Source organism: Delftia sp. 60 (assembly GCF_002754395.1).
GTDB classification, from domain to species: Bacteria; Pseudomonadota; Gammaproteobacteria; order Burkholderiales; family Burkholderiaceae_C; genus Comamonas; species Comamonas acidovorans.
On sequence record NZ_PEFD01000001.1, the window covers coordinates 5,090,321 to 5,116,592 of the forward strand.

Below are 26,272 nucleotides of genomic sequence, written 5' to 3' on the forward strand. Positions count from 1 at the left end.
GTGCGGCCCGGGGGCTCAGGTGTGGAAACGCTGGCGGGACTGCCGCACGAATTCGTTGGTGAACGAGCGCTCCAGGTCGATACCGCTGCGCGCCAGCGCAGGGTTGAGCCGGACCAGGGCGCGCAGGGCCGTGGCAGGCCCGTCATCGGGCATCAGGCCATCCGGGGAGATCGTGGTGCGCATGTGCTCGAAGGCCGACAGATAGGCGCGCCGCGAGCCCAGCAGATAGGGTGCAGGCACGGCCCTGAGCACATCCATGGGCGCGGCGGTTTGCAGCCACTTGAGCGATCGGACCATGGCATTGCTCAGCGCCTGGGCCTTGGCCGGGTTCTTGCGCAAAAAGGCCTGGGTCGCGTACAGCGTGCCCGAGGGCATGGAGCCGCCGTACAGCTGCGCGCTGCTGCGCAGATCACGCAGGTCTCTGACGATGCGCACGGCACCCTTGTCCTCCAGCACGCTCATCAGCGGGTCCGCATGGCACAGCGCATGCACGCGCCCGGTGCGCAGCGCCTCCATGGCGTCAGGCCCCGAGCCCACACCCACCAGTTGCACCAGATCGGCCTCCAGACCATCGCCCAGCAGCATCAGTTGCACGGCCCGGGCCGTGGATGCGCCCAGCGAGGACACGCCCACGCGCCGCCCGCGCAGGTCGGCCAGCGTCTGGTAGCGCGGCATCCAGCGCGAGGACACGCCCAGCGCAATCTGCGGCGCACGCCCCTGCACGACGAAGGCACGCAGCACACTGCCGCGCTGCTGCGCGACAAGCGTGTGTTCATAGGCACCCGCGCACACATCGGCGGCGCCCGATTCCAGCGCCTGCAGCGACTGCGACCCGCCCGGATAGTCATCGATGCGCACGGTCAGGCCCTCGGCCTCGAAGTACCCCAGTTGCTGGGCAATCACCAGCGGCAGGTAATACAGCAGGCCCTGACCGCCCACGGAAATCGTCACCAGCTCGGCCGAACCGAGGGAAGGAAACGACCAAAGGGAACCCAGCCCCATGAGGCTCAACAAGGTTCGGCGATCAAGCACGTGGGAAGACATGGTGGTTATTTTGCTGCAGTGCAACACGATCATGCCCAGAGCCCGCATGCACAGCATCGGTGCTTGCCCGTATGTGAAACACCGTAGGCTTCAGGGCCAGCACGGCGCGCGGTGAACACGCGCCCGGCCCTCACCCAGGTCTCACCCAGGCCTCAGCGGTAGCCCGCGAAAAACAGCAGCAGATTCACCACCAGCGCCAGCGCCCAGGCCAGACTGCGCAGCGTGGCGCGGTCCGTCACATAGAAGGCGATGTAGGCAATGCGCAACACAACAAAGGCCACGGCCAGGCCATCGACACGCGCGGACGGTGCACCCAATTGCCAGGCAACCAGCAAGGCGCCAATGAAGAAAGGCAGGCACTCGAAGCTATTGGCCTGCGCCGCGTTGGCACGTGCCTGGTAGCCCGTCTGCTGCGCCAGCCAGGCCCGGGGTTCGTGGTTGTCGAAACCGCGCTGCCCCGGCCGGTGCTTCATGCCGGGCGCCTTGGCGATGTAGGCGCAGGCCAGCGGCAGCAGGGCCGCCACCAGCAGGCACCAATGCGCTATGGAGAAGCCGCCAGGCGGCAGGATGACAGAGGTCGGCATACAGGCTCCTGATGAATAGACAAGAAACGCCAGCCGCCTCGGCCACTACCGGCGGTCCACCAGCGCATGGGCGATCGTACCGAGGTCCACGTACTCGAGTTCGCTACCTATGGGCACGCCGCGCGCCAGGCGCGTCACATGGATGCCGCGCGCCTTCAGGGCCTCGCTGATCGCATGGGCCGTGGCCTCGCCTTCCGCCGTGAAGCTGGTGGCCAGGATCACCTCCTGAACCTTGCCGTCGCCGGCACGCTCCAGCAGGGATGACAGGTTCAGATCGCGCGGACCTATGCCGTCGAGTGGCGACAGCCGCCCCATCAGCACGTAGTAATAGCCCTGGTAGGCACCCGTGCGCTCCATGGCCGCCATATCGGCGGGCGCCTCCACCACGCACAGCCGGGCCGCGTCACGCCCTTCATCCTGGCAGATGGAGCAGATGCGGCCTTCGGTGAAGGTATGGCAGCGCTCGCAGTGGGTGACCGACTCCACGGCCGTGGTCAGGGCACGGGCCAGCTGCCGCGCGCCGTCCTGGTCGCGCTGCAGCAGGTGGAAGGCCATGCGCTGCGCCGACTTGATGCCCACACCCGGGAGCCTGCGCAAGGCCTCGATCAGGCCATCGAGCGATTGCACGTCCGACATGGCAGCTTCCTTTCAATGGAGAAGGTTCTCAGAAAAAAAGCGATCTGCAGGGGCAGATCGCTCGATGGCCACTCCACACGAGTGGGCAGCTGGAGAAGCCGGCATGGCCTCTCCAGGCTGTTCGGCACAACCGCTAGGGCCTGCCTCAGAACGGGAACTTCATGCCGCCCGGCAGGCCGGGCATGCCGGCCGTGAGCTTGCCCATCTTCTCGTTGGAAGTCTCTTCGGCCTTGCGCACGGCGGCGTTGAAGGCGGCAGCCACCAGGTCTTCCAGCATGTCCTTGTCTTCGGCCAGCAGGCTGGGGTCGATGGTGATGCGCTTGACGTCGTGCTTGCAGGTCATGACCACCTTCACCAGGCCCGCGCCAGACTCGCCTTCCACCTCAATGTTGCCCAGTTCATCCTGGGCCTTCTTGAGGTTGTCCTGCATGGCCTGGGCTTGCTTCATCAGGCCGGCCAGTTGTCCTTTGTTGAACATGTGAGTTCCTTCTTCTGTAGGGTAAAAACGAAACGCTCTAGAGCGTGTCAGGGCTGAATGGATACGGGCTTGATACTGCCGGGCACGATTTTCGCGCCATGGCTGCGGATCAGGGTCTGCACCAGAGAATGATTCATCACGATGTCTTCTGCAATGCGCTGGCGCTCATGGCTGGCCACCGCATTGCGCCGCGCGGGGCTGTCTGCCACGGCGCCTTGCTCGACATGCAGTTGCCGCGCCAGGCCAGCGGCCTCCAGCGCCGCACGCAGGCGCTCGCGCGTGGCGGGCTGGGCCAGCGAGCTGCTTTCCACGCGCAGCGTCCATGCATCGCCATCGCGCGCCACCAGTTGCGACTGCAGCGCCAGCTGCCGCGCCAGCGCCGTGACGGCCTCGGCCTGCACCAGTTGCTGGACGGCAGCGTGCCAGACATCGCCGTCGGGCGTGCGCTCCACGGTCGGCGCGGGAGGCGCACCGGGGGACTGGCGGCCACGTTCGGGAGCGAAGTCCTGCACATCGATCTGAGTGTCGATCTGCGGTTCGGACTGCCGTGCCACGGCAGCGGCAGGCGGCTCCAGGGCCAGATCTCCGTCATCGCTCCAGCGGCCTTCGTCGGCCCAGCCTTCATCGGGCATCCCGGCCCAGGCACCCTCGTCCGGTGCATCGGCATCCTGCGCCTGCGGCGCCTCATCGGCAGAAGAGTCTTCGTCTTCCTGCACATCGTCCACGGGCTCATCCACAGGCTCGTCCAGGGGCTCCTGGGCGACACCGGCGGCCGGCTTAACCTCTGGAGCAGCGGAAGGCCTGGCCTCCCGGACAGGCGCAAGCACGGGTTCCGGCCTGGCAACTGGGGCCACGGCCACGGGCGCCTGAACAGGTGCTGCAGCCGCAACGGCTTGCACCACGGGAGTGACCACGGCGGGCGCAGCGGTCACGGGAGATGCGACAGGCGCGACAGGAGCAGGAGGCGCGACCGGGACGGGCATGGCCGCCTTGGCCGGCACAGCGGGAGCCTCAGGCACAGCGGGCTGTGCGGGCCGCGCCTGCGCCACGGGCGCGGGAGATTCAGGCTTCGCCGTGGAGGGGGTCAGCGCTGGAGTTTTTTTTTCAGCCGCGCCCGGGGCGGGCTCTGCAGATTGCGGCTTGAACGCCAGCAGCCGCAGCAGCGCCATGGTCAGCGCCGCGTACTCGTCGGGGGCCAGGCCCAGTTCGGCCCGACCATGCAGGCAGATGCTGTAGAGCAGCTGGGTTTCGTCGCGCGGCATCAGCACCGCAAGGCGGGCGATCTCTGCGGCTTCTGGATCGCTGGCGTCGGCGGCCATCTGCGGCACGGCCTGTGCCACGGCCATGCGCTGCAGCACGGCGCACATTTCCTCCAGCGTGGAGGCGGCAGACAGGCCATTGCGGCGCAGCGCGTCGGAGGTTTCCACAACCACTTGGCCATCAGCCTGGGCGAGTGCCTCTATCAGGCGGAACACATGGCTGCGGTCCACGCTGCCCAGCATCTGGCGCACCGTGGCCTCCTGCAGCTGTCCGCTGCCAAAGGCAATGGCCTGGTCCGTCAGCGACAGCGCATCGCGCATGGAGCCACGCGCGGCGCGCGACAGCAGGCGCAGGGCCTGGGGCTCGGAGGCCACGCCTTCCTGCCCCAGCACCTGGCCCAGATGCTCCAGCACGGTCTCGGGCGCCATGGGCCGCAGGTTGAACTGCAGGCAGCGGCTGAGCACGGTCACGGGCACCTTCTGCGGATCGGTGGTGGCCAGCACGAACTTCAGGTATTCGGGCGGCTCCTCCAGCGTCTTGAGCATGGCGTTGAAGGCCGTGTTCGTGAGCATGTGCACTTCGTCGATCATGAAGACCTTGAAGCGTCCCTGCACCGGCTTGTAGACAGCCTGCTCCAGCAGGCTCTGCACCTCGTCCACGCCACGGTTGGAGGCAGCGTCCAGCTCCGTGTAGTCGGGAAAGCGCCCGCTGTCGATTTCGGTACAGGCCGCACAGACGCCGCAGGGCGTTGCCGTGATGCCGCCCTGGCCATCAGCGCCCTGGCAGTTGAGCGACTTGGCCAGAATGCGCGAGACCGTGGTCTTGCCCACGCCGCGCGTGCCGGTGAACAGATAGGCATGGTGCAGGCGCTGCTGCGTCAGGGCATTGGTGAGCGCCTGAACGACATGCTCCTGCCCCACCATTTCAGAGAAATTGCGGGGGCGGTATTTGCGGGCCAGCACAAGATAAGACATCCCGCGATTCTACGGGGCTGGGCGCCCTTGCCCGAGGCGACCCGGGTTTGGCCGGCCATGTCGTCCGGGCGGCCCGGTGTTTGCCCCTATAATCGAGAGTGACGGGCCTCCTCGCATGGGGAAGCGGCCAACCGGGTCAGGTGGGGAACCAAGCAGCCCTAACCGTGAAACCAGTGCCGAGGGCAAGGCTCGTCACCTTCATTGAACAGCAGGCCCTGCGGGCGCCTGCCCCGTCCAGGCCCGCTGCGGCACCCTCTCCTCCTTAACGCTCTGCGCCATCCACCTTGAGATAGCGCGCAACGCCTTGCGCCGCCTGCAGGCCGCTGGCCATGCACGCCGTCAGCAGGTAGCCGCCCGTGGGAGCCTCCCAGTCCAGCATCTCGCCGGCACAGAAAACGCCAGGAGCGGCTGCGCACATGCCGTTGGCGTCCAGAGCTTCCAGCCGCACGCCACCTGCCGTGCTGATGGCCTCGTCAATGGGTCGGGCCGCCACCACGGTGATGGGCAGGGCCTTGATGGCATGGGCCAGCCGCACAGGGTCGGCCACACCTTCCTTGCCCAGCACCTCATGCAGCACGGCGGCCTTGATGCCGTCCAGGCCCAGGCGCCCCTTCAGATGGCTGGCCAGGCTGCGCGAGCCGCGCGGATGGCGCACTTCCACCAGCACGCGCTCGGGCGTCAACTGGGGCAGCAGGTCGAGATGTACGGTGGCCTGCCCGTCGCGCGCAATGGCTTCGCGCAGCGCCGCAGAGACGGCATAGATCAGGCTGCCTTCCACGCCCGTGGTCGTGGCAATGAATTCGCCCTTGCGCGAGAAAACATGGCCATTGCCATCATCAAAGGACAGCGCCACAGACTTGAACGGCTGGCCCGCAAAGCGCTCGGTGAAATAAGGACTCCAGCCGCGCGCAGGCTGGGGGCTGGCGCCCAGCAGCTCGGCCATGAACTCCCGGCGATCGATCTGTCCGCCCGAAGCCGCGCCATCCAGACCCACATCGAACCCGCAGTTGGAAGGCTTCAACAAAGCGACTTCAACACCGCGCTGCTCCAGCAAGGGCAGCCAGGCGCCATCCGAACCCAGGCGCGCCCAGCTGCCACCGCCCAATGCCAGCACCACGGCCCTTGCCCGCACCTGCAGCCGCCCTTCGGGTGCATCAAAGCCCAGCGCATCGCCGTCTTGCCAGCCCACCCAGCGGTGGCGCGTGTGCAGCACCACGCCCCGGGTCTGCAGACGCATCAGCCAGGCACGCAGCAAGGGCGCAGCCTTCATGTCCTTGGGGAATACGCGGCCCGAGCTGCCCACAAAGGTTTCCACGCCCAGTTCACCGGCCCAGGCACGCAGTTGATCCGGCGACAGCAGTTCCAGCCAGCGCGACACCTCGGCACTGCGCTCGCCGTAGCGGGAGACAAAGGCGGGCAGGTTTTCGGAATGGGTCAGGTTGAGCCCGCCCTTGCCTGCCATGAGGAACTTGCGCCCAGCGGAGGACTTGGCCTCGAACACATGGACATCCAGCCCCTTGCCGGCCAGCCCTTCGGCCGCCATCAGGCCCGCAGGCCCCGCACCGATCACCGCCACATCGCAGTCCATCGTGCGCGCTGCCGCACCGGGTTCAAAAGCATCCATCACATCAGTTTCCATTCCATGCTCGCATTCAACTTGGCGCTGCCGGCCGGCACATATGCCTGCAGCGCGGGCGCGCAGAATACCCTGCCGCAGGCCGGTCTGCGCGCAGGCGCCACTAATTCCCGGAGTCCCGGCAACCCTGTCGCCACCCCATAAACAGCTATGACAGTCATAGCATTGAGCTACCGCCCATACGGTGCAGCAGGTGATAGGTTTCTGTCACAATCTTTTTGCGGTGCGGATTTTCCTGCGCCTTCCTCATTGCGAAAAATCAAGGACTCCACCCATGGCCAGCGAACTGATCAAACACATCTCCGACGCAAGCTTTGAAGCCGACGTCTTGCAGCCTGGCACCACGGTGCTGGTCGATTACTGGGCCGAATGGTGCGGCCCCTGCAAGATGATCGCCCCCATCCTCGACGAAGCAGCGCAGACCTACAAGGAAAAGCTGTCCATCGCCAAGATGAATGTGGACGAGAACCGCGAGATCCCCGCCAAGTTCGGCATCCGCGGCATTCCCACGCTGATGCTGTTCAAGGATGGCCAGCTGGCCGCTACCAAGGTGGGCGCCCTCAACAAGGCACAGCTGTCCGCTTTCCTGGAACAGCACCTGGCCTGATTCCCCCGACGGCCCCGCACACGGGGCCGTCACAGATGCGGGCCGGCGTTGACCGCGGCACCGCATCGCACTGGCGCATAAACGAGGCGCCAGCGCAAATTTCCCTGTGACCTTCGGATTTTTTCCTGTCATAATGCCCTTCATCACCGGCCTTATGCATTGAAGGCCGCGCTGAGACCCTCAGGCAAGCCAGCCCACTTCCACAGTGTTTCGCTTGGCTCAACGCCTTCCCCTGGTTTCTTTCCACTCCGTTCTGGAGTCACTCCATGCACCTTAATGAACTCAAGGCACTGCACGTGTCTGAAGTCCTGAAGCAGGCCGAAGCGCTTGAGATCGAAAACGTCGGTCGCATGCGCAAGCAAGAGTTGATGTTCGCCATCATCAAAAAGCGAGCCAAGGCAGGCGAACAAGTGTTCGCCGACGGCGTGCTGGAAATCCTGCCGGACGGTTTCGGCTTTCTGCGCAGCCCCGACACCAGCTATACGGCCAGCACCGACGACATCTACATCTCGCCCAGCCAGGTCCGCCGCTTCAACCTGCACACCGGCGACATGATCGAAGGTGAAGTGCGCACGCCCAAGGATGGCGAGCGCTACTTCGCACTGACCAAGCTCGACTCCGTCAACGGCGGCTCGCCCGAGCAGAACAAGCACAAGGTGCTGTTCGAGAATCTGACCCCCTGTTCCCCACCCAGCAACTGCGCCTGGAGCGCGAGATCAAGGGTGAGGAGAACATCACCGGCCGCATCATCGACATCATCGCCCCCATCGGCCGCGGCCAGCGCGCGCTGATCGTCGCACCGCCCAAGAGCGGCAAGACCATGATGATGCAGAGCATCGCCCATTCCATCACGGCCAATCATCCCGACGTGCACCTGATGGTGCTGCTGGTCGATGAGCGCCCCGAAGAAGTGACCGAGATGCAGCGCTCGGTCAAGGGCGAAATCATCGCCTCCACCTTCGACGAGCCCGCCACGCGCCACGTGCACGTGGCCGAGATGGTGATCGAGCGCGCCAAGCGCCTGGTCGAGCTCAAGAAGGACGTGGTCATCCTGCTGGACTCCATCACCCGCCTGGCCCGCGCCTACAACAACGTCGTGCCCTCGTCGGGCAAGGTGCTGTCGGGCGGCGTGGACTCCAACGCCCTGCAGCGCCCCAAGCGCTTCTTCGGCGCGGCACGCAATGTGGAAGAAGGCGGCTCGCTGACCATCATCGCCACGGCCCTGGTCGATACCGGCAGCCGCATGGACGAAGTGATCTTCGAAGAGTTCAAGGGCACGGGCAACAGCGAACTGGCCCTGAACCGCCGCCTCTACGAAAAGCGCGTGTTCCCCGCCATCGAACTCAACAAGAGCGGCACACGCCGCGAAGAACTGCTGCTGGCTCCCGAGATCCTGCAAAAGACCCGCATCCTGCGCCAGTTCATGTACAACATGGACGAGATCGAGGCCATGGAGCTGATGATCAAGAACATGCGGGCCACGAAGACCAACGTGGACTTCTTCGACATGATGCGCCGCGGCGGCTGATCGCACAGATCCAGCCCACGGCCCCCACAGACGCCTCGCTCACGCGGGGCGTTTTGCATTCCAGCCGCCCGTCTCACCACGCTGCGACAGACGTGCCCAGCGCACAGGCCGCGCGCTCCCAATGCATGGGCGCACCCGCCACCTCCACCGGCGCCCGCAGGCGCCGCGCCGCGCCCCAGGAGGTCGCCTCGATCGCCGCGCTGAAATCCTCGGCACCGTTCACCGGCGCCAGCGGGCAGGCATCCGGGTCGCTCACGCCATGCCCCGCCAGAAGATGGGCCGTGCGCGCCAACGAGGCGCGCACCGTGCTGCCGCCCTGCCCCTGCATGCGCCGCACCAGCGCCATCACCACGGCGGCAGCCATCAGATAGCCGGTGGCGTGGTCCAGCGCCTGCAGCGGCAGCGGCGTGGGTCGGTCACGGCCCAGCCGGTGCATGCCTGCATCGGCAATGCCGGCGCTCATCTGCACCAGGCTGTCGAAGCCGCGCCGCCGCTGCCAGGGCCCGCTCCATCCATAGGCGTTGAGCGACACATCGATGAGCGAGGGATTCAGTCGACGGCGCCACGCGGCCCCGAATCCCAGCCCCTCCAGCGCACCGTCCCGGTAACCGTGGACCAGCACGTCGGCGCCGGCCAGAAGTTGCTCGAACACGGCACGATCCTGGGACGCCCGCAGGTCCAGCCGGGCACAGCGCTTGCCCAGCGTGACTTCAGGCACCGTACCCGGCTCCTCCCAACCGGGCGGATCGATGCGCAGCACCTCGGCACCATGGCCCGCCAGCCAGCGCGTGGCGGCGGGACCGGCCAGGATGCGCGTCAGATCCAGCACGCGCAGCCCCTGCAGCGGCCGCTGCGCCGATGGCTGCCACGCACCAGCACTGAAACTGAAGGGCTGGCCCGGCTGCGGATGCACCTGCCACGCCAGCAAAGGCTCCTGCTGCATGGCCTGCCCCTGCGGATGCGCAGCCCAGGCAGCCAGCCCGCGCATGGCGGCGGCACAGCCACCCTGCGCGACAACGGCCGACTCCAACTCATGCGCCGTCCAGCACCTGACCGCCGCAGCCACAGCCTCCCGATCGGCCGGCGCATCGAGCACAGCCAGCGCCGCTGCGCGGTGGTGGGGCGCATTGGTATGCAGGCGGATCCAGCCATCGGCCGTGCGGTAGTCACCGGCCACGGCGTCCCACAGCGCGGGCATCTCCCAGCCCAGCGGATGCAGGCTGCTGCCGAACCACAGGGACGCGAGCCTGCGGTCCACCACCACCTGCGGCGCGGCAGCGCCGCATTGGGCCACCAACTCGGAGATGGCAAGGCCTGCCACACCCAGGCTGGCTGCCGCCAGATCGGAGACCGGGAACACCGAGGCCAAGGCGCCTTGCCCGCGCATCTCCAGACGGTGCAGCGCGCCGTGGGCACCTCCCAGTGCCGCCCAGATCTGGGCGGCGCAGTGATCAAAAGCGCAAGGGGATGGAAGACTGGACATGGAGCACTCCTGGCAACGGAAACAAGGGTTGGAACCCGCACCATAGATTTCCAGAAAATATTGTCAATATTGATTAAATAAATCAACATATCATCACACCCATGCCCGACTACCTGAACTCGACCGAAGCCACCGCACTGCTGGGCGTGAGCCGCGCCACGCTGTATGCCTATGTCAGCCGGGGTCTGCTCCATGCCCATGCGGCAGACACGCCGCGCGAAAGCCGCTACCTGCGCGAAGAGGTCGAGCAGCTCGCGCGCCAGCGCGGCCAGGGCCGCAAACCCCGCGAAGTCGCCCAGGCCGCGCTCAACTGGGGCCTGCCGGTGCTGGAGTCATCGATCACGCTGATAGAACAGGGCCGCCTCTACTACCGTGGCGAGGACGCCGTGGACTGGGCACGCTCGCACACGCTGGAAGAGACCGCCGCCCTGCTCTGGCAATACCCGGCCGATGCCGCCTTCGCCGCACACGCCGTGGAGGCTGCCCCTGTGTTGCCCGACCTGCAGCAGCGCATGGCCGGCCAGCCTTGCGAAAACACATTGCTGGCCCTGTTCACCGTCGCCAGCGATGACGCGGCCACCGCCGCATGGCAGCAATCGCCAGAACGGCTGGCGGCAGGCTGCGGAGCGCTCCTGCGCCTGCTGGCGGCCTGCCTGCTGGGCACGGCGCCGGACAAGACCCCCATCCACCTGCAATGCGCCCAGGCCTGGGCGCTGGACGCACAAGGCGCCGACCTGGTGCGCATGGCCCTGGTGCTGTGCGCCGACCATGAACTCAACGCCTCCGGCTTCACGGCGCGCTGCGTGGCATCCACGGGCGCCAGCCTGCGGGCGGCCGTGGTGGGAGGCCTTGCCGCCCTGACGGGCGGGCGCCACGGCGGCACGACCGCGCGCGTCGAGGCGCTCTGGGACGAGCTGGGCGAGGCGCAGGCCCCGGCACGCCTGCGCCAGCGCCTGGCGCGCGGCGAGACCCTACCCGGCTTCGGCCACCACCTCTACCCCGAAGGCGATGTGCGCGCCGCCCTGTTGCTGGAAATGCTGCCCAGGCAGGGACCGGCGGCGGCCCTGGCGGCCGAAGTGATGGCACTCACTGGCCTGGCCCCTTCGGTCGATTTCGCATTGGTGGCCCTGCGGCGGCACCTGCAGTTGCCGGCGGGCAGCGCCTTCGGGCTGTTCGCGCTGGGCCGCTGCGCAGGCTGGCTGGCACAGGCGCTGGAGCAGCGCGCCACACGGCAGATCATCCGGCCACGCGCGGCGTACACGGGGCTCAGGCCCGCCGGCTTGGCACGCAATTGAGCACTATGCGATAATGCAGGGCTTTTTCTTGCGGAAAGTACGCTTGATTTGAACCGCTACAAAGGTTGCAGCGGGTCAGGCACGGCTACCGCACTTGCATCAGAAGGAAAGATCATGAAAGAAGGCATCCACCCCAACTACCGCGAAGTTCTGTTCGTGGACCTGTCCAACGGCTTCAAGTTCGTGACCCGCTCCTGCGTGAACACGAAGGAAACCGACACCTTCGAAGGCAAGGACTACCCCCTGTTCAAGCTGGACACCTCGTCCGAGTCGCACCCGTTCTACACCGGCACGCAAAAGTCGGTGGACAACATGGGCGGCCGTGTGGAGCGCTTCCGCAACCGTTTCGGCAAGAAGTAAATCCTGCTTCTCCGGCCAGAAGGGCAGCACGGGCAACCGCGCTGCCCTTTTGTTTTTCGCAGTCCGGCCAATCCCTGCCGGCCAGGCATGTTCCACGCTTTTCGAGGCCCTTGCTTCGCGTATTCTTGCGCCCTCCGTTGCAGAAAGTCCTGTGAGTGAACCAGCCCACCCCTGCCATCGTTGCCCAAAGCGCCGTGCGCCGCCTGCCCCGCTGGTCGCTGCTGCTGCTGTGCCTGGCCTATGTCGTGCCCGGATATGTGGGGCGCAGCCCCTGGCGCATGGCCGACATGGAGGCCTTCGGCTACATGCGGGAGCTGGCCCTGGGCCATACCTCGTGGCTGGCACCGCGCATGGCGGGCCTGCTGCCCGAATCCGAGGGCCTGCTGTCGTACTGGCTTGGCGCACTGGCCATGCAGGGAGCGCCTTCCTGGCTGCATCTGGAGATGGCGGCACGCCTGCCCTTCATCGCCATGCTGGTGCTCACGCTGACGGCCACCTGGTGGGGCGTGTACTACCTGGCGCGCACGCCGGGCGCGCGCCCCGTGGCCTTTGCCTTTGGCGGCGAGGCACAGCCCACCGACTATGCGCGCGCCATGGCCGATGGCGGCCTGCTGGCCCTGGTGGCCTGCCTGGGCCTGGCCCAGCTTTCCCATGAAACCACCAGCTACATGACCCAGCTCGGCTGCGCGGCCCTGCTGTTCTTTGCCGCCGCAGCCATGCCCTACCACGGCCGCACCGCCATGCTGGCGCTGCTGCTGGGCCTGCCGGGCCTGGCGCTGAGCGGCGCGCCGACCGTGGCCTCGCTGTTCGGCCTGGGCGGTGCGACCATGGCGTTCTTCTCGCGCACCTGGGGTGACGAGCCCTCGCCCGCACCGCGCGAGGCGCGCATCTGGACCGCGCTGTGGCTGGGCGTCACGCTGCTGGCGGCTGCACTGTCCTGGTGGCTGGACCAATGGGCCTGGCGCCTGGTGGACAGCGGCACCGCCAAGGAATGGCAAAGCCTGGTCAGGCTGCTGCTGTGGTTCAGCTGGCCGGCCTGGCCGCTGGCCATGTGGACCCTGTGGGTGTGGCGCCGCCAGATCGCCGCGCCTCGCCGCTATCCCCATCTGGCGCTGCCGCTGTGGTTCGCCGTCATTCCGGTGATCGCTTCGCTGAGCACGCTGCCTGCGGACCGCGCCCTGCTGCTGGGCCTGCCCGCCATCGCCACGCTGGCAGCCTTTGCCCTGCCGACGCTGCGCCGCAGCATCAGTGCCTTGATCGACTGGTTCACCCTGCTGTTCTTCAGCGCCGCCGCCATTGCCATCTGGGTGATCTGGCTTTCGCTGCAGACGGGCGTTCCCGCCAAGCCGGCTGCCAATGTGGCCAGGCTGGCTCCGCAGTTCACGCCGGAATTCTCGGTGTTCTCCTTCGCCGTGGCGGTTGCCGCCACCTTGGCCTGGTGCGTGCTCGTCGCCTGGCGCACATCGCGCAACCGCGCCGCCATCTGGAAGAGCCTGGTGCTGCCGGCCAGCGGCGCCACGCTGGGCTGGCTGCTGCTGATGACGCTGTGGCTGCCGCTGCTGGACCACGCGCGCAGCTTCGAGCCGCAGATGCGCCAGGTGCTGGCCGAACTGCCCAAGGACGGCAGCTGCGTGCAAACCTATGGCCTGCCCCGCGCCCACATTGCGGCGCTGCGCTACTACGGCGACATCGACACCCAACGCCTGAGCATGGCCGGCGCCGCACGCTGCGACTGGATGGTGGCCGAGGAAGAAACCTGGCTGGACCCGCACAGCGCGCGCCTGCAGGGCACCTGGGAAACCGTGGCCCGCGTGGTGCGTCCCACCGATCGCAAGGACTTCCTGCTGGTCTTGAAGCGCAGGCCCGAGGCGAGCCGCGCCCAGGCCAGGCCATGAGCCAGCCCGCGCGCGCGCCACTGGGCACCGAACGGCGCACCATCGCCCAGCACGCGCTGACCGTGCTGGCCGGGCAGTTGGCGGTGATGGCCTTCGGCGTGACCGACACCATCGTGGCGGGCCGCTACGCCGAAGAAGCGCTGGCAGCGCTGTCCGTGGGCTCGGCCATCTTCGTGAGTGTCTATGTCTCGCTGATGGGCATCTTCCAGGCCCTGCTGCCGCTGTGGGCCGAGCATCGCGGCGCCGGACAGCCCGAGGCCATAGGCCGCACGCTGCGCCAGGCCATGTACATGCTGCTGGCCGCCTGCGCCCTTGGCATGGGCGTGCTGCTGTTTCCCGATGCTCTGCTGCGCTGGGCCGATGTGCCGCCACCGCTGCAGGTGGAGGTTAGGGCCTATCTTTCGGTGCTGGCCTGGAGCCTTCCGGCCGCGCTGCTGTTTCGCATCTACAGCACACTGAACCAGGCGCTGGGCCATCCCCTGCTGGTGACCTGGCTGCAGCTGCTGTCGCTGCTGCTGAAAATCCCCCTGTCGATCTGGCTGGCCTTTGGCGGCGCCGGCCTGCCTGCGCTGGGCGCCGAGGGCTGTGCCTGGGCCACGCTGGTGGTGAACTACGCCATGGTTGCCCTCGCATTCGTGCTGATGCGCAGCCAGAGCCTGTATGCGCCCCTGGCGCTGTGGCAGCGCATGGAGCCCCCGGACTGGCCGCAACTGGCGCAGTTCGCTCGACTGGGCGTTCCTGCAGGGCTGGCAATTTTGGTGGAGGTGACCTCGTTCACGCTGATGGCCTTGTTCGTGGCGCGCCAGGGCACGCTGTCCTCGGCCAGCCACCAGATTGCTGCCAATCTTGCGGCGCTGTGCTACATGGTGCCCCTGTCGCTGGCGATTGCCACCAGCGCGCGGATCAGCTACTGGCGCGGCGCGGGGGACGAGGCCATGGCGCGCCGCCTTGTCACCATGGGCTGGCGGCTTGCGGCAACGGGTGGACTGGTGCTGGCCTCGGCACTGTTCCTGTCCCGCGAGGGCCTGGCCCGCATCTACAGCAGCAACCCCGAGGTGGTGGCCACTACCGCCAGCCTGCTGGCCTGGGTGGCTGCCTACCATGTGGCCGACGCCGTGCAGACCTTCTGCCTCTTCGTGCTGCGCTGCTACCGCATCACCGTGGCGCCGCTGGCCATCTACTGCCTGCTGCTGTGGGGCGGCGGACTGGCCGGCGGATACTGGCTGGCCTACGGCACGGACAGCGCCCTGCCCGCCTGGCTGCACCATGGCACGCCCGCCCCGTTCTGGGCCAGCAGTGCCTGTGCGCTGCTGGTGACGGCCCTGGTGTTCAGCGCCATCGTGCGCAAAGCCACAAGCCGCTGAACGGCAGCGGCCGTTCACACGGGGCCACGCCCACGCCTATGCCTATGCGGCGCGGCTTTCGCGGGCCTCGCCGACTTCGCGTGTGCCTGGGGCCGCGATGCGGACACGGCTGGCCGGAAAGGTCACGGAAAACTCCGACCCCTGGCCCGGCGCGCTGGTGATGCCCAGCTTGGCGCCATGGCGCTGCAGCACATGCTTGACGATGGCCAGGCCCAGGCCCGTGCCGCCGGTGTCGCGTGAACGGCTGCGGTCCACACGGTAAAAGCGTTCTGTCAGACGCGCCAGGTGCTTGGGTTCGATGCCTGGCCCGGAGTCCTGCACGGCAAAGCGTGCCGATCCATCAGGCAGGCTCTCCCAGGTCACCTCGATGCGCCCGCCTGCCGGCGTATAGCGCATGGCGTTGGCCAGCAGGTTGGAGAAAGCGCTTTGCAGCTCGGCGCTGGCGCCGGCCACCTCACCGGCCTGCGCCAGCATCTCGGCCGACGGAAAGCTCAGCGCATGCGGCAGGGATTGCTTGCGCGTGAGCATGGAAGATAGGCCGCGCGCCTCGTTCTCGCAGCGCTGCATCAGCTGGGCCACGGGCACCCATTCGTTGCTGCTGGGCAAGGGGCTGCCCTCCAGGCGCGACAGCGCCAGCAGGTCTTCCACCAGATGCTGCATGCGCTCGGCCTGCTGGGCCATCAGTCCCAGGTAGCGGTTGCGCTCCTCGGGCTCCAGCGGCAGGTTCTGCAGCGTCTCCACAAAGCCCACGAGCACGGTCAGCGGCGTGCGGATTTCATGCGAGACATTGGCCACGAAGTCGCGGCGCATGGCCTCTGCCTGCTCCACCGCGGTGACATCGCGCGCCAGCAGCAGCTTGCGCCCTTCGCCATAGCCATACAGCTGCACCGACAGTTTGACGGGCCGCGAGGCCGTGCTCTCGCGGCCCTGCATGACCAGGTCGCGTGAGAAATCCTGGGTGGCGAAATAGGCGCTGAACTCGGGGTCGCGCACCAGGTTGCCAATGCTTTGCAGCAGGTCGCGTTCGGCATCGAAGCCGAACTGCCGCGCCGCAATCTGGTTGCACCATTCGATGCGCCCATCGGCGTCCAGCAGGACCACGCCATTGGGGCTGGCCTGCAGGGCGGAAAGAATGTCGTTGAGGCGCTGATCGCCCTGCTGCACCTGCTGCACGCTTTGGCGCAGCCACCGGCGCATGCGCACGCTGGCCTCACCCCAGATGCCGCTGAGCTCGGGCGCCTCCCGCAGCTCCGACTGGCGCAGCCAGGACAGCAGGCGCATGGCGTTCCAGCTGTCCACCAGCCACCAGATCCAGCCCGCGCACAACGCCCCCGTCAGGGCCGCCACGGCCTGGGCAGCCATGCCGGGGCTGGAGGCGGACATGACGCCCCAGAGCCACCAGCCCAGCAATGCGCCCGCGATCTGGGACGCCAACAAGCGGAAACCTCGCCAACCCATACTTGCGCCTTCTTTGCGTTGTATTCGCTGCCCTGGGCAGCGGCGCCCTGGCATGACCCGTGAAGGCCATGCGTGGATTCATGCGGAAAAAACGGCCTCAGGCCAGCGCCTGCGCGCTGAGCCGGTAGCCGGCGCCGCGTACCGTCTCGATCAATGCACCAGCCATGCCCAGCGCCTCGCGCAGCCGCTTGACGTGCACGTCCACCGTGCGCTCCTCGATGAAGACGTGATCGCCCCAGACCTTGTCCAGCAACTGGGCACGGCTGTGCACGCGCTCGGGGTGCTTCATCAGGTAGTGCAGCAGCTTGAACTCGGTGGGCCCCACCTTGATCATGTCGCCCTGCCAGCTCACGCGGTGCGCGGCGGCATCGAGCACCAGCTCGCCGATATTGACCTTGTCCTGAATCTGCTCGGGCGCACGGCGCCGCAGCACGGCACGGATGCGCGCGAGCAGTTCCTGGGTCGAGAAGGGCTTGGTGATGTAGTCATCGGCGCCCGCATCGAGCCCCGCCACCTTGTCGGGTTCATCGCCGCGCGCCGTGAGCATCAGAATGGGCACGGCCTTGGTGCGGCTGTCCGCGCGCCATTTGCGCGCCAGGGACAGGCCGCTGGCGCCGGGCAGCATCCAGTCAAGCAGGATCACGTCGGGCAGCACGGCATCCAGCTCGCGCTGAGCCGTCACGCCATCCTCGGCCCAGACCGGCTGGAAGCCGTTGTGCCGCAGGTTGACAGCGATCAGCTCCGCGATGGCGGGCTCGTCCTCGACGATGAGGACCATGGGCATCTTCTTCATCCGTTGTTCGCCTCCGGCACTTACAGCACTGCCGACTCAATGGCATCCATGGTCTGGTGACGGACATCCTTGCCCTCCACCAGATAGATGATCAGCTCGGCCACATTCTTGGAATGGTCGCCGATGCGCTCGATGGCCTTGGCCAGGAACAACAGGTCCAGGCTGGCCGAGATGGTGCGCGGGTCTTCCATCATGTAGGTGATGAGCTTGCGCACGAAGCCGTCGAATTCCTGGTCGATCAGATCATCTTCCTTGAGGATGGCCACGGCAGCCTTGGTGTCCAGGCGTGCAAAGGCGTCCAGCGTCTTGCGCAGCAGGCCCGAGGCCATCTCGGCCGCCGTGCGCAGGTCGCCCGTGGGCAGGGAGCGCGCAGCACCGCTTTCGATGATGGACTTGACCATGCGCGCCATCTTGTGCGCTTCATCACCCATGCGCTCCAGATTGGCCGTGGCCTTGGAGAAGGCGATCAGCAGGCGCAGGTCGCGCGCCGTGGGCTGGCGCCGGGCGATGATGGACGAGAGCTCGTGGTCGATCTCCACTTCCATGGCGTTGACGCGCTTTTCCGCGGCATCGACCTGCTCCACGGCCTCGATGCTGAAGCGCGACAGCGCATAGACCGCCTGGCGGATCTGGGACTCGACCAGGCCGCCGAGCTCCATGACGCGCGCAGAGACGCGGTTGAGTTCGCTGTCGAACTGGCTGGAAAGGTGTTTTTCGTTCATCGATTGCTCCTGCTCAGCCGAAGCGGCCTGTGATGTAGTCTTCCGTTTCCTTGCGCTGGGGCTTGAAGAACATCTGCTCGGTGTCTCCGAATTCCACCAGATCGCCCAGGTACATGTAGGCCGTGTAGTCGCTGCAGCGCGCTGCCTGCTGCATGTTGTGCGTCACGATGACGACGGTGTAGTCGTTCTTCAGCTCAGCAATCAGCTCCTCGATCTTGGCCGTGGAGATCGGGTCCAGGGCCGAGCAGGGCTCGTCGAGCAGCAGCACTTCGGGCTTGATGGCAATGCCGCGCGCGATGCACAGGCGCTGCTGCTGGCCGCCGGACAGTCCCGAGCCGCTTTGCTGCAGCTTGTCCTTGACCTCGCCCCACAGGGCTGCCTTGCGCAGTGCCCATTCCACACGGTCGTCCATATCGGAGGAGCTGAGGTTTTCAAACAGCTTCACGCCGAAGGCGATGTTGTCGTAGATGGACATGGGAAACGGCGTGGGCTTCTGGAAGACCATGCCCACCTTGGCGCGGATCAGCGCCACGTCCTGCTTGCTGGTCAGCAGGTTCTCGCCGTCCAGCATGATCTGGCCTTCGGCGCGCTGCTCGGGGTACAGCTCGAACATGCGGTTGAAGGTGCGCAGCAGCGTGGACTTGCCGCAGCCCGACGGGCCGATGAAGGCCGTGACCTTCTTTTCGGGGATGTCCAGGTTGATGCCCTTGAGGGCGTGGAACTTGCCGTAGTAGAAGTTCAGGTCGCGAACCGTCAGCTTGGAGGAGTTCAGCGCGGTGGAAGAGGTCGCAGTCATTGCGTGATCCTTGTCCTTGTTGATTGCTTATTGCTGCATTACTTCTGGCGGGTCAGGAACCGCGCCAGGATATTGAGACCGAGCACCGCCACGGTGATCAGGAACACGCCGGCCCAGGCCAGTTGTTGCCAATTCTCGTAAGGGCTCATCGCGAACTTGAAGATCGTCACCGGCAGGCTGGCCATGGGCTTGGACAGGTCGGCATTCCAGAACTGGTTGTTCAGCGCCGTGAACAGCAGCGGAGCGGTTTCCCCGGCAATGCGGGCCACGGCCAGCAGCACGCCGGTGATCACGCCGGCACGCGCTGCACGCAGCGTCACCATGATGATGACCTTCCACTTGGGCGTGCCCAGTGCATAGGCCGCTTCGCGCAGACTGGCAGGCACCAGCACCAGCATGTTCTCGGTGGTGCGGATGACCACGGGAATCACGATCAGCGCCAGCGCCACCACGCCCGCATAGCCGGAAAAGCTCTTGAAGCGCGCCACGACCACGGTGTAGACGAACAGGCCGATCACGATGGAAGGTGCCGACAGCAGGATGTCGTTGACGAAGCGCGTGGTATTGGCCAGCCAGCCGCGCGCATCGTATTCGGCCAGGTAGACACCAGCCATCACGCCGATGGGCGTGCCGACGAAGGTGGCCAGCGCCACCATGATCAGCGAGCCGAAGATGGCGTTGGCAATGCCGCCCGCCTCATTGGGCGGAGGCGTCATTTCGCTGAACAGCGCCAGGCTCAGGCCGCCGATACCCAGCGTGATGGTTTCCCACAGGATCCAGACCAGCCAGAACACGCCGAAGGCCATGGCAGCCAGCGACAGGGTCAGCGCCACCTGGTTCACGCGCTTGCGCTTGGCGTACTTGGCCTGGCGCACACGCGTCAGTTCAGCGGCATTGATCATCTTGGTGGAGGTGCTGCTCACGAGCGGGCTCCTTCATTCTTCTGCAGACGGTTGAGCAGCACCTTGGAGCAGGCCAGCACCACGAAGGTGATGAAGAACAGCACCAGGCCCAGATAGATCAGCGAAGCCTGGTGCAGGCCTTCGCCCGCTTCGGCAAACTCGTTGGCCAGCGCCGAGGTGATGCTGTTGGCAGCCTCGAAGACCGACAGCGAGTTGAGCTGGTTCATGTTGCCGATCACGAAGGTGACGGCCATGGTCTCGCCCAGCGCACGGCCCAGACCCAGCATCACGCCACCGAGCACGCCGGTCTTGGTGTAGGGCAGCACGACCTTCCAGACCACTTCCCAGGTCGTGGAACCCAGGCCGTAGGCCGACTCCTTGAGCAGGGCCGGCGTGACTTCGAACACGTCGCGCATCACCGAGGCGATGAAGGGGATGATCATGATGGCCAGGATGATGCCGGCCGACAGGATGCCGATGCCCACGGGCGGGCCGGACACGAAGGCTTCCAGATAAGGAACGCCCTGAAACAGCTTTTGCAGCGGCTGCTGCACATAGGTGGAGAGCACGGGACCGAAGACCATCAGGCCCCACATGCCGTAGACGATGGAGGGCACGGCAGCCAGCAGCTCGACGGCGGTGCCCAGCGGGCGCTTGAGCCAGGCGGGCGATAGCTCGGTGAGGAACAGGGCGATGCCAAAGCTCACGGGCACCGCAATCAGCAACGCGATGGCCGAAGTGGCCAGCGTGCCGTAAATCATGACCAGGCCGCCATATTCGTTGCGAACGGGGTCCCAGACGCTGCGGCCCAGAAAGCTCAGACCGTATTCATAGATGGCGGGCCAGGCGCCGACCAGCAGCGAAGCCAGGATGGCCAGCAGCAGGCCCAGCGTCAGCAGCGCGGCCAGACGCGCGAGAGCGCCAAACAAGCGATCCGCCACGCGCCCCGAGAGCATCGGGGGGCGTAGCGGAGAAGGTGTGCGTCGCTGGGAAGCCTGTGCAGAGGCGGCCAGCGAGTTCGAGGGCGACGTTGTGGACACGTGAGGCGCCTTTATTCGCGGTTTGTGGGGAGATCAGGGGGGCCATGATGCACCTGCCGGCGGTGCGCCACGGCCCCTTTTCAGGGTTTACTTCAGGGAAATCGCGGTACCCGAGGCGTCCTTGACTTGACCCCAGGATTGGAAGATCACGTTCTTGACGGCGTCAGGCATGGGCACGTAGTCCAGGTCGGTGGCGGTCTTGTCGCCGGACTTGTAGGCCCACTCGAAGAACTTCAGCGAGGCAGCGGCCTGTGCGGGCTTGTCCTGGGCCTTGTGCATGATGATGAACGTGGCCGAGGTGATGGGCCATGCATCCTTGCCGGGCTGGTTGGTCAGGATCTGGTAGAAGCTCTTGGCCCAGTCGGCACCGGCGGCAGCGGCCTTGAAGGTGGCGTCGTCGGGCGACACGAAGACGCCGCCAGCGGTCTGCAGCTGCGTGTAGGTCAGCTTGTTTTGCTTGACATAGGCGTACTCGACGTAGCCGATGGAGTTGGGCAGGCGGCCCACGAAGGCGGCCACGCCTTCATTGCCCTTGCCGCCGGCACCCGTGGGCCAGTTCACGGCCTTGCCTTCGCCAACCTTTTCCTTCCACTCGGCATTGACCTTGGACAGGTAGTTCGTGAAGCCGAAGGTGGTGCCCGAGCCGTCAGCACGGCGCACGGGAGCGATGGTGGCGTCAGGCAGGGTCACGCCGGGGTTCAGGGCCTTGATGGCCTCGTCGTTCCACTTGGTGATCTTGCCCAGGTAGATGTCGCCCAGCACCTGGCCGGTCAGCTTGAGCTGGCCGGGCTGGATGCCCTTGATATTGACCACGGGCACGATGCCGCCGATCACGGTGGGGAATTGCACCAGGCCCTTCTTGGCCAGTTCGTCGTCCTTGAGCGGCTCGTCCGAAGCACCGAAGTCCACGGTCTTGGCTTCGATCTGCTTGATGCCGGCGCTGGAGCCCACGGACTGGTAGTTGATCTTCACGCCGGTGGCCTTGTGGTAATCGGCGGCCCACTTCGAGTACAGCGGCGCAGGGAAGCTGGCGCCGGCGCCGGTGGCTTCCTGCTGGGCCAGGGCCTGGCCCATACCGCCCGCAGACAGAGCACCAGCCACCAGAATGTGAATCACAGACAACTTCATGTACAGACCTCTTAGGGGTTGAAAGATGCGATGGCTGGACTGTAAGAAGGCTTTGTGACATTGATATGACACGGAAAAAAGGCGTCACAAATGCTGGGCCATAGTCTGTAAGACCCGGGTCATCGCGGTGTCACAATTCCGTCTTAGTCTTGTGCCTCGCACGAGCCGGCACCAGACAAGCGCAGCCCTGCCACCCGGCACCGCTGCGCACTCCTGCTCGACGAATCTTGATTGGCGTTTCTTTCATGGCACCAGAATCCCTGCTCGCCGCCGTTGACCTCGGATCCAACAGCTTTCGCCTAGAAATAGGCCGCGTCGGCAGCCACCAGCGCATAGAGCGCGTGGAATATCTCAAGGAGACCGTGCGCCAGGGCAATGGGCTCAACGAGCACCATGAGCTGACCGACGAGGCCATGCAACGCGGCTGGGACTGCCTGGCACGCTTTGGCGAGCGACTGGCCGGCTTTCCTGCCGACCAGGTCCGCGCCGTGGCCACGCAAACCCTGCGGGAGGCCCGCAACCGCGATGTCTTCATCGCACGCGGCAGCGCCCTGCTGGGCTTTCCCATCGAGGTCATCTCGGGCGAGGAAGAGGCCCGGCTGATCTATCGCGGCGTCTCCAGCCTGTTGCCGCCCTCGCAGCAGCGGCGCCTGGTGGTGGACATTGGCGGCCGCTCGACCGAAGTCATCATCGGCCAGCATGGCGAAGCGCGTCAGGTGGCCTCCTACCCCATAGGCAGCGTCGCCTGGAGCACGCAGTTCTTTGGCGAAGGCACGCTGTCGCGCGCACATTTCTCGGCCGCCATCAAGGCCGCGCAGGCGGCCCTCACCCAGACCGTCTCGGCCTACCCGGCCACTGCATGGGACTGCGCCTATGCCTCGTCGGGCACGGCCAACGCCGTGGGCGACATCCTGGCTGCCAACGGATATTCCGGCGGGCTGATCACGCCCGACAGCCTGCGCTGGCTGCATGAGCAGCTGATGGAGGCCGGCCATGTGGACCGCATCCGGCTGGCCGGACTCAAGGAAGACCGCCGCGCCGTCATCGCCGGAGGTCTGAGCATCCTGATTGCGGCCCTGGGCCTGCTGGGCATCAATGAACTGGAAGTCGCCCAGGGCGCGTTGCGCCAGGGCGTTTTGCACGACCTGCTGGAGCACGAGCCCCCCGCCGACCGCGAGGCAGCCGAAATTGCCGCGCTGCAGCAGGACTTCGGCATTGACGCCCCGCATGCGCTGCGCGTGCGCAAGGTGGCACGCTGGGCCTGGCAATCGCTGCACGCACAACAACCGCCCGATGCCCTGTCCACGCATGCACTGGACACGGCCGCCAGCCTGCACGAGATCGGCATGCGCATCTCCCTGAGCGCCTACCACCGGCACGGCGCCTACATCACCGAGCACTGCGGTGCCGCGACATGGCCTGTGGAGCTGCGCGCGCGCATCACCCAGCTCGTGCTCGGCCACCAGGGCAAGCTGCGCAAGCTGGAAGCCGCCATCGAGGACCAGGCCGTGGCCTGGCCCCTGCTCGCACTGCGGCTGGCCGTGCAGCTGTGCCATGCCCGGCGTGACCCCGATCTGCAGGGCATGCACCTGCATCGCTCGGACAGCGTCTTTCACCTGACCGTGCCGGAAGGCTGGGCCAAAAGCTATCCCCAGTCCGCCCAGCTGCTGCGCACCGAGGCCGTGGCCTGGCAGAAGACGCCCTGGACCTTGCAGCTGCATCTGCACTGAGCACGGCCACCCGCTTCGGCTTGCGCCGGGGGATGGCGCGGGGCGGCCGGCCGGCCGTGACGCAACTCAGACCTGGGGCCCGTAGCGCTCCATCAAGGCGCGCTGCGCACCCAGGCCCGTGGTCGGATAGGGCGCACGCTGGTAGGCACCATTGGCCTCCAGGGTCCAGGCATCGCGGTTGTCATACAGGCCAGCGACCAGGCATTCGTCTATCACCTGCTGGCGCAGCACGGGGTCGCGCACGGGCCAGGCCAGTTCCACCCGGCGCATCATGTTGCGGTTCATCCAGTCGGCGCTAGACAGCAGCAGCTCCTGCTGCTTGCCCCAGGCAAAGTAGAAGACGCGCGAGTGCTCCAGGAAACGGCCGATGATGGAGCGCACGCGGATGTTGTCGGTCCAGCCCTTGCGCTGCGGCGGCAGCATGCAGGCACTGCGCACGATGAGATCGATGCGCGCGCCCTGCTGGCCGGCACGCACCAGGGCCTGCATGAGCAGCTCGTCGGTCAGCGCATTCATCTTGAGCACGATGCGCGCCTCTTCGCCGCGCTGCGCCGCCTCGCCCACCTGGTTGATCAGCGCCAGCATGCGGTCGTGCAGCTGGAACGGCGCAATCACCAGCTGGTGCAGCTTGGGCAGGCGATTGTGGCTGGACAGGTGGCTGAACACGGCATCCATGTCGGCCGTGATCTGCGCATCGCAGGTCAGCTGGCTGATGTCCGTGTACAGGCGCGCCGTGCGCACGTTGTAATTGCCGGTGGACAGGTGTCCATAGCGCTTGAGCTGCCCGCTGCGCTTTTCGCGGCGCGTGATCAGCAGCATCTTGGCGTGCGTCTTCAGCCCCAGCACGCCGTAGACCACCTGGGCGCCCAGGGCCTCCAGCTTCTCGGCGGAGTTGATGTTGGCCTCTTCGTCAAAGCGGGCCTTGAGCTCCAGCACGGCCAGCACCTCCTTGCCGCGGCGCACGGCCTCGGCCAGCAACTGCATGATTTCGGAGTCGGAGCCGGTGCGGTAGATGGTCTGCTTGATGGCCAGCACCTCGGGGTCGTTGACGGCCTCGCGCAGCAGCTCCAGCACGCCGTCGAAGCTCTCGAAAGGCTGGTGTATCAGCACGTCACGCTTGCGGATCTGGGCCATCACCGAGCGGCCCGGCTGCAGCTGGCGCGGCCATGCCGGCCGCCACGGCGGGAACAGCAGCGCGGGGTCATCGACCAGATCAACCAGCTGCGACTGGCGCACCAGGTTCACGGGCCCCTTGACGCGGAACAGTGCCTCGGTCGGCAGGCCGAACTGGCCCAGCAGCAGGTCGGACAACATGGGCGAGCAGGCAAAGGACACCTCCAGCCGCACGGCCTGGCCGTAGTGGCGGTGGTGCAGACCCTGGCGCAGCGCCATGCGCAGGTCGCTGACATCGTCCTCATCCACCGCCAGGTCCGAATGGCGGGTGACACGGAATTGCGCGAACTCCGCCACCTCACGCCCCGGGAACAGCTCGACCAGATGGGCGCGCACGATGCTGGAGATGCTCACGAACAGGCGCTGCTTGCCCGCGATCTTCTCCGGCAGGCGCACCAGGCGAGGCAAGGCGCGCGGGACCTTGACGATGGCCACCTCGTTGGCGCGGCCAAAGGCATCTACACCCTTGAGGCGCACGATGAAGTTCAGCGCCTTGTTGGCCACCTGGGGAAATGGATGGGATGGGTCCAGGCCCACCGGCATGAGCAGGGGCTGGACTTCGCGCAGAAAGTATTCGCGCACCCATTTGCGCTGGGCGCTGCTGCGCTCGCCATGGGAGACCACGCGTATGCCCTGCCCCGCAAAGGCAGGAATCAGCGATTGGTTGTACAGCGTGTACTGGCGCAATACCAGCTCATGCGCCTTGTCCATGAGCGAGCGAAAGCTCTGCAGCGTGTACAGGCCCTTGGCGTCGCCGGCCTTGGCCGCCGTCACATGGGGGGCGCAGCGCACCTCGAACCATTCGTCGAGATTGGAAGAGACGATGCACAGGTAGCGCAGCCGCTCCAGCAGCGGCACATCCTCGCGCACAGCCCAGTCCAGCACGCGTTCGTTGAACGCCAGGATGCAATGGTCGCGGTCCAGAAACTGTTGTTGCTGCTGCTGTTGCTCTTGCACTTCACCGCTTTCGGCTGTGGCGTACAGGCCAGTGTATGCCGCGGCGGCCAGCCCCGCAGCAGAGACCGGGGCAGACGCTGGCATCGCCTGGCCCTGCAATTCCAGCAGGGCGGTGGAAAGGCTTTTGGCCAGGGGCATCATCGGGACATTCAAGGGTGCAGAGACGGGTATGGGCGCTGTCTCGCGGGCCATGCCCAGCGAGGCCGGCCCTGCGGGCATGGTGCGCAGCCCCTGTTCATGTTCTGGTTCGGCAGGCGCGGCAGAGGCGCTGGCGGGAATCGGCGTGAATGTCTGGGGCATGGATGCAGGGGCCCGGCCTGTGCAGGACCCGGTAGTCACCCCGTGGACCGGGGATTCGGGCAGTCTGCCCCGGGTTTGTGACATGTTCATGACATAAATCCCGCCCACGCATTACACCTGTCATACAAG

General features: G+C 66.4%; 21 protein-coding genes, 1 other RNA gene and 1 pseudogene. 8 read left to right on the plus strand and 15 right to left on the minus strand.

The annotated features are described in order from the left end of the window. Nucleotides 1-15: 15 nt before the first annotated feature. The 5 genes from CLV01_RS22975 to dnaX all read right to left on the minus strand — a co-directional run bounded on the left by CLV01_RS22975 (nucleotide 16) and on the right by dnaX (nucleotide 4,976). On the minus strand, nucleotides 16-1,101 hold the full coding sequence (locus tag CLV01_RS22975) for an ABC transporter substrate-binding protein (RefSeq protein ID WP_012206698.1): 1,086 nt from the start codon (nucleotides 1,099-1,101) through the stop codon (nucleotides 16-18). A gap of 95 nt (nucleotides 1,102-1,196) precedes the next feature. Beyond that, nucleotides 1,197-1,628 carry an MAPEG family protein gene (locus CLV01_RS22980; RefSeq protein WP_012206699.1) on the minus strand — a complete coding sequence of 144 codons (432 nt, stop codon included), beginning with the start codon at nucleotides 1,626-1,628 and terminating at the stop codon, nucleotides 1,197-1,199. A gap of 45 nt (nucleotides 1,629-1,673) precedes the next feature. Next, entirely contained in the window at nucleotides 1,674-2,264 is a 591-nt protein-coding gene (gene recR, locus CLV01_RS22985) for a recombination mediator RecR (RefSeq protein ID WP_012206700.1), read from the minus strand. A 145-nt stretch (nucleotides 2,265-2,409) separates the two neighbouring features. Further along, complete coding sequence (locus CLV01_RS22990; RefSeq protein ID WP_012206701.1) at nucleotides 2,410-2,742, minus strand: YbaB/EbfC family nucleoid-associated protein; 333 nt, start codon at nucleotides 2,740-2,742, stop codon at nucleotides 2,410-2,412. Nucleotides 2,743-2,789: 47 nt separating this feature from the next. Beyond that, a complete protein-coding gene (dnaX, locus tag CLV01_RS22995) occupies nucleotides 2,790-4,976 on the minus strand; it encodes a DNA polymerase III subunit gamma/tau (RefSeq protein ID WP_013801478.1) in 2,187 nt (728 codons plus the stop codon). A 100-nt stretch (nucleotides 4,977-5,076) separates the two neighbouring features. Here dnaX and ffs point away from each other — a divergent pair. Continuing rightward, an RNA gene (gene ffs / locus CLV01_RS23000) (signal recognition particle sRNA small type) lies at nucleotides 5,077-5,173 on the plus strand. Nucleotides 5,174-5,238: 65 nt separating this feature from the next. On the opposite strand, the gene CLV01_RS23005 is transcribed toward ffs, so the two are convergent. Then, a complete protein-coding gene (locus tag CLV01_RS23005; RefSeq protein WP_099733116.1) occupies nucleotides 5,239-6,615 on the minus strand; it encodes a TIGR03862 family flavoprotein in 1,377 nt (458 codons plus the stop codon). A gap of 271 nt (nucleotides 6,616-6,886) precedes the next feature. Here CLV01_RS23005 and trxA point away from each other — a divergent pair, with 271 nt between their 5' ends. Further along, complete coding sequence (gene trxA / locus CLV01_RS23010; RefSeq protein WP_012206704.1) at nucleotides 6,887-7,219, plus strand: thioredoxin TrxA; 333 nt, start codon at nucleotides 6,887-6,889, stop codon at nucleotides 7,217-7,219. Between the two features lie 266 nt (nucleotides 7,220-7,485). Beyond that, nucleotides 7,486-8,747: pseudogene (gene rho, locus CLV01_RS23015) on the plus strand (transcription termination factor Rho). 73 nt (nucleotides 8,748-8,820) lie between these two features. Here the strand turns inward: rho and CLV01_RS23020 are convergent. Beyond that, complete coding sequence (locus CLV01_RS23020) at nucleotides 8,821-10,230, minus strand: CoA transferase (RefSeq protein ID WP_099733115.1); 1,410 nt, start codon at nucleotides 10,228-10,230, stop codon at nucleotides 8,821-8,823. A 101-nt stretch (nucleotides 10,231-10,331) separates the two neighbouring features. On the opposite strand from CLV01_RS23020, the gene CLV01_RS23025 reads away from it, so the two are divergent. The 4 genes from CLV01_RS23025 to CLV01_RS23040 all read left to right on the plus strand — a co-directional run bounded on the left by CLV01_RS23025 (nucleotide 10,332) and on the right by CLV01_RS23040 (nucleotide 15,144). Further along, nucleotides 10,332-11,525 (plus strand): citrate synthase family protein, encoded by a 1,194-nt coding sequence (locus CLV01_RS23025; RefSeq protein ID WP_034396128.1) that lies wholly within the window; start codon nucleotides 10,332-10,334, stop codon nucleotides 11,523-11,525. A gap of 114 nt (nucleotides 11,526-11,639) precedes the next feature. After that, nucleotides 11,640-11,885, plus strand: a complete 246-nt coding sequence (locus CLV01_RS23030; protein ID WP_013801474.1) for a type B 50S ribosomal protein L31 — start codon at nucleotides 11,640-11,642, stop codon at nucleotides 11,883-11,885. 155 nt (nucleotides 11,886-12,040) lie between these two features. After that, on the plus strand, nucleotides 12,041-13,780 hold the full coding sequence (locus CLV01_RS23035) for a hypothetical protein (protein ID WP_099733114.1): 1,740 nt from the start codon (nucleotides 12,041-12,043) through the stop codon (nucleotides 13,778-13,780). Beyond that, a complete protein-coding gene (locus tag CLV01_RS23040; RefSeq protein ID WP_099733113.1) occupies nucleotides 13,777-15,144 on the plus strand; it encodes an MATE family efflux transporter in 1,368 nt (455 codons plus the stop codon). Before CLV01_RS23035 ends, CLV01_RS23040 begins: the two co-directional genes overlap by 4 nt. A 42-nt stretch (nucleotides 15,145-15,186) precedes the next feature. Here CLV01_RS23040 and phoR read toward each other — a convergent pair whose 3' ends face one another. The 7 genes from phoR to pstS form a co-directional block, all read right to left on the minus strand. Continuing rightward, nucleotides 15,187-16,581 (minus strand): phosphate regulon sensor histidine kinase PhoR, encoded by a 1,395-nt coding sequence (gene phoR / locus CLV01_RS23045; RefSeq protein WP_012206711.1) that lies wholly within the window; start codon nucleotides 16,579-16,581, stop codon nucleotides 15,187-15,189. Nucleotides 16,582-16,699: 118 nt separating this feature from the next. Further along, on the minus strand, nucleotides 16,700-17,395 hold the full coding sequence (gene phoB, locus CLV01_RS23050) for a phosphate regulon transcriptional regulator PhoB (protein ID WP_012206712.1): 696 nt from the start codon (nucleotides 17,393-17,395) through the stop codon (nucleotides 16,700-16,702). A gap of 20 nt (nucleotides 17,396-17,415) precedes the next feature. Continuing rightward, on the minus strand, nucleotides 17,416-18,117 hold the full coding sequence (gene phoU / locus CLV01_RS23055) for a phosphate signaling complex protein PhoU (protein ID WP_012206713.1): 702 nt from the start codon (nucleotides 18,115-18,117) through the stop codon (nucleotides 17,416-17,418). A gap of 13 nt (nucleotides 18,118-18,130) precedes the next feature. Beyond that, nucleotides 18,131-18,913, minus strand: coding sequence for a phosphate ABC transporter ATP-binding protein PstB (gene pstB, locus CLV01_RS23060; protein WP_012206714.1), 783 nt, complete (start codon nucleotides 18,911-18,913; stop codon nucleotides 18,131-18,133). A 38-nt stretch (nucleotides 18,914-18,951) separates the two neighbouring features. Further along, a complete protein-coding gene (gene pstA / locus CLV01_RS23065) occupies nucleotides 18,952-19,815 on the minus strand; it encodes a phosphate ABC transporter permease PstA (protein WP_034398840.1) in 864 nt (287 codons plus the stop codon). A 17-nt stretch (nucleotides 19,816-19,832) separates the two neighbouring features. Continuing rightward, nucleotides 19,833-20,771, minus strand: a complete 939-nt coding sequence (pstC, locus tag CLV01_RS23070) for a phosphate ABC transporter permease subunit PstC (protein ID WP_012206716.1) — start codon at nucleotides 20,769-20,771, stop codon at nucleotides 19,833-19,835. Nucleotides 20,772-20,942: 171 nt separating this feature from the next. After that, nucleotides 20,943-21,983 (minus strand): phosphate ABC transporter substrate-binding protein PstS, encoded by a 1,041-nt coding sequence (gene pstS, locus CLV01_RS23075; protein ID WP_099733112.1) that lies wholly within the window; start codon nucleotides 21,981-21,983, stop codon nucleotides 20,943-20,945. A gap of 245 nt (nucleotides 21,984-22,228) precedes the next feature. On the opposite strand from pstS, the gene CLV01_RS23080 reads away from it, so the two are divergent. Beyond that, entirely contained in the window at nucleotides 22,229-23,713 is a 1,485-nt protein-coding gene (locus CLV01_RS23080) for a Ppx/GppA phosphatase family protein (RefSeq protein WP_099733111.1), read from the plus strand. 66 nt (nucleotides 23,714-23,779) lie between these two features. Here the strand turns inward: CLV01_RS23080 and ppk1 are convergent, their stop codons facing one another. After that, complete coding sequence (gene ppk1, locus CLV01_RS23085; RefSeq protein WP_071956494.1) at nucleotides 23,780-26,233, minus strand: polyphosphate kinase 1; 2,454 nt, start codon at nucleotides 26,231-26,233, stop codon at nucleotides 23,780-23,782. Nucleotides 26,234-26,272: the final 39 nt, after the last annotated feature.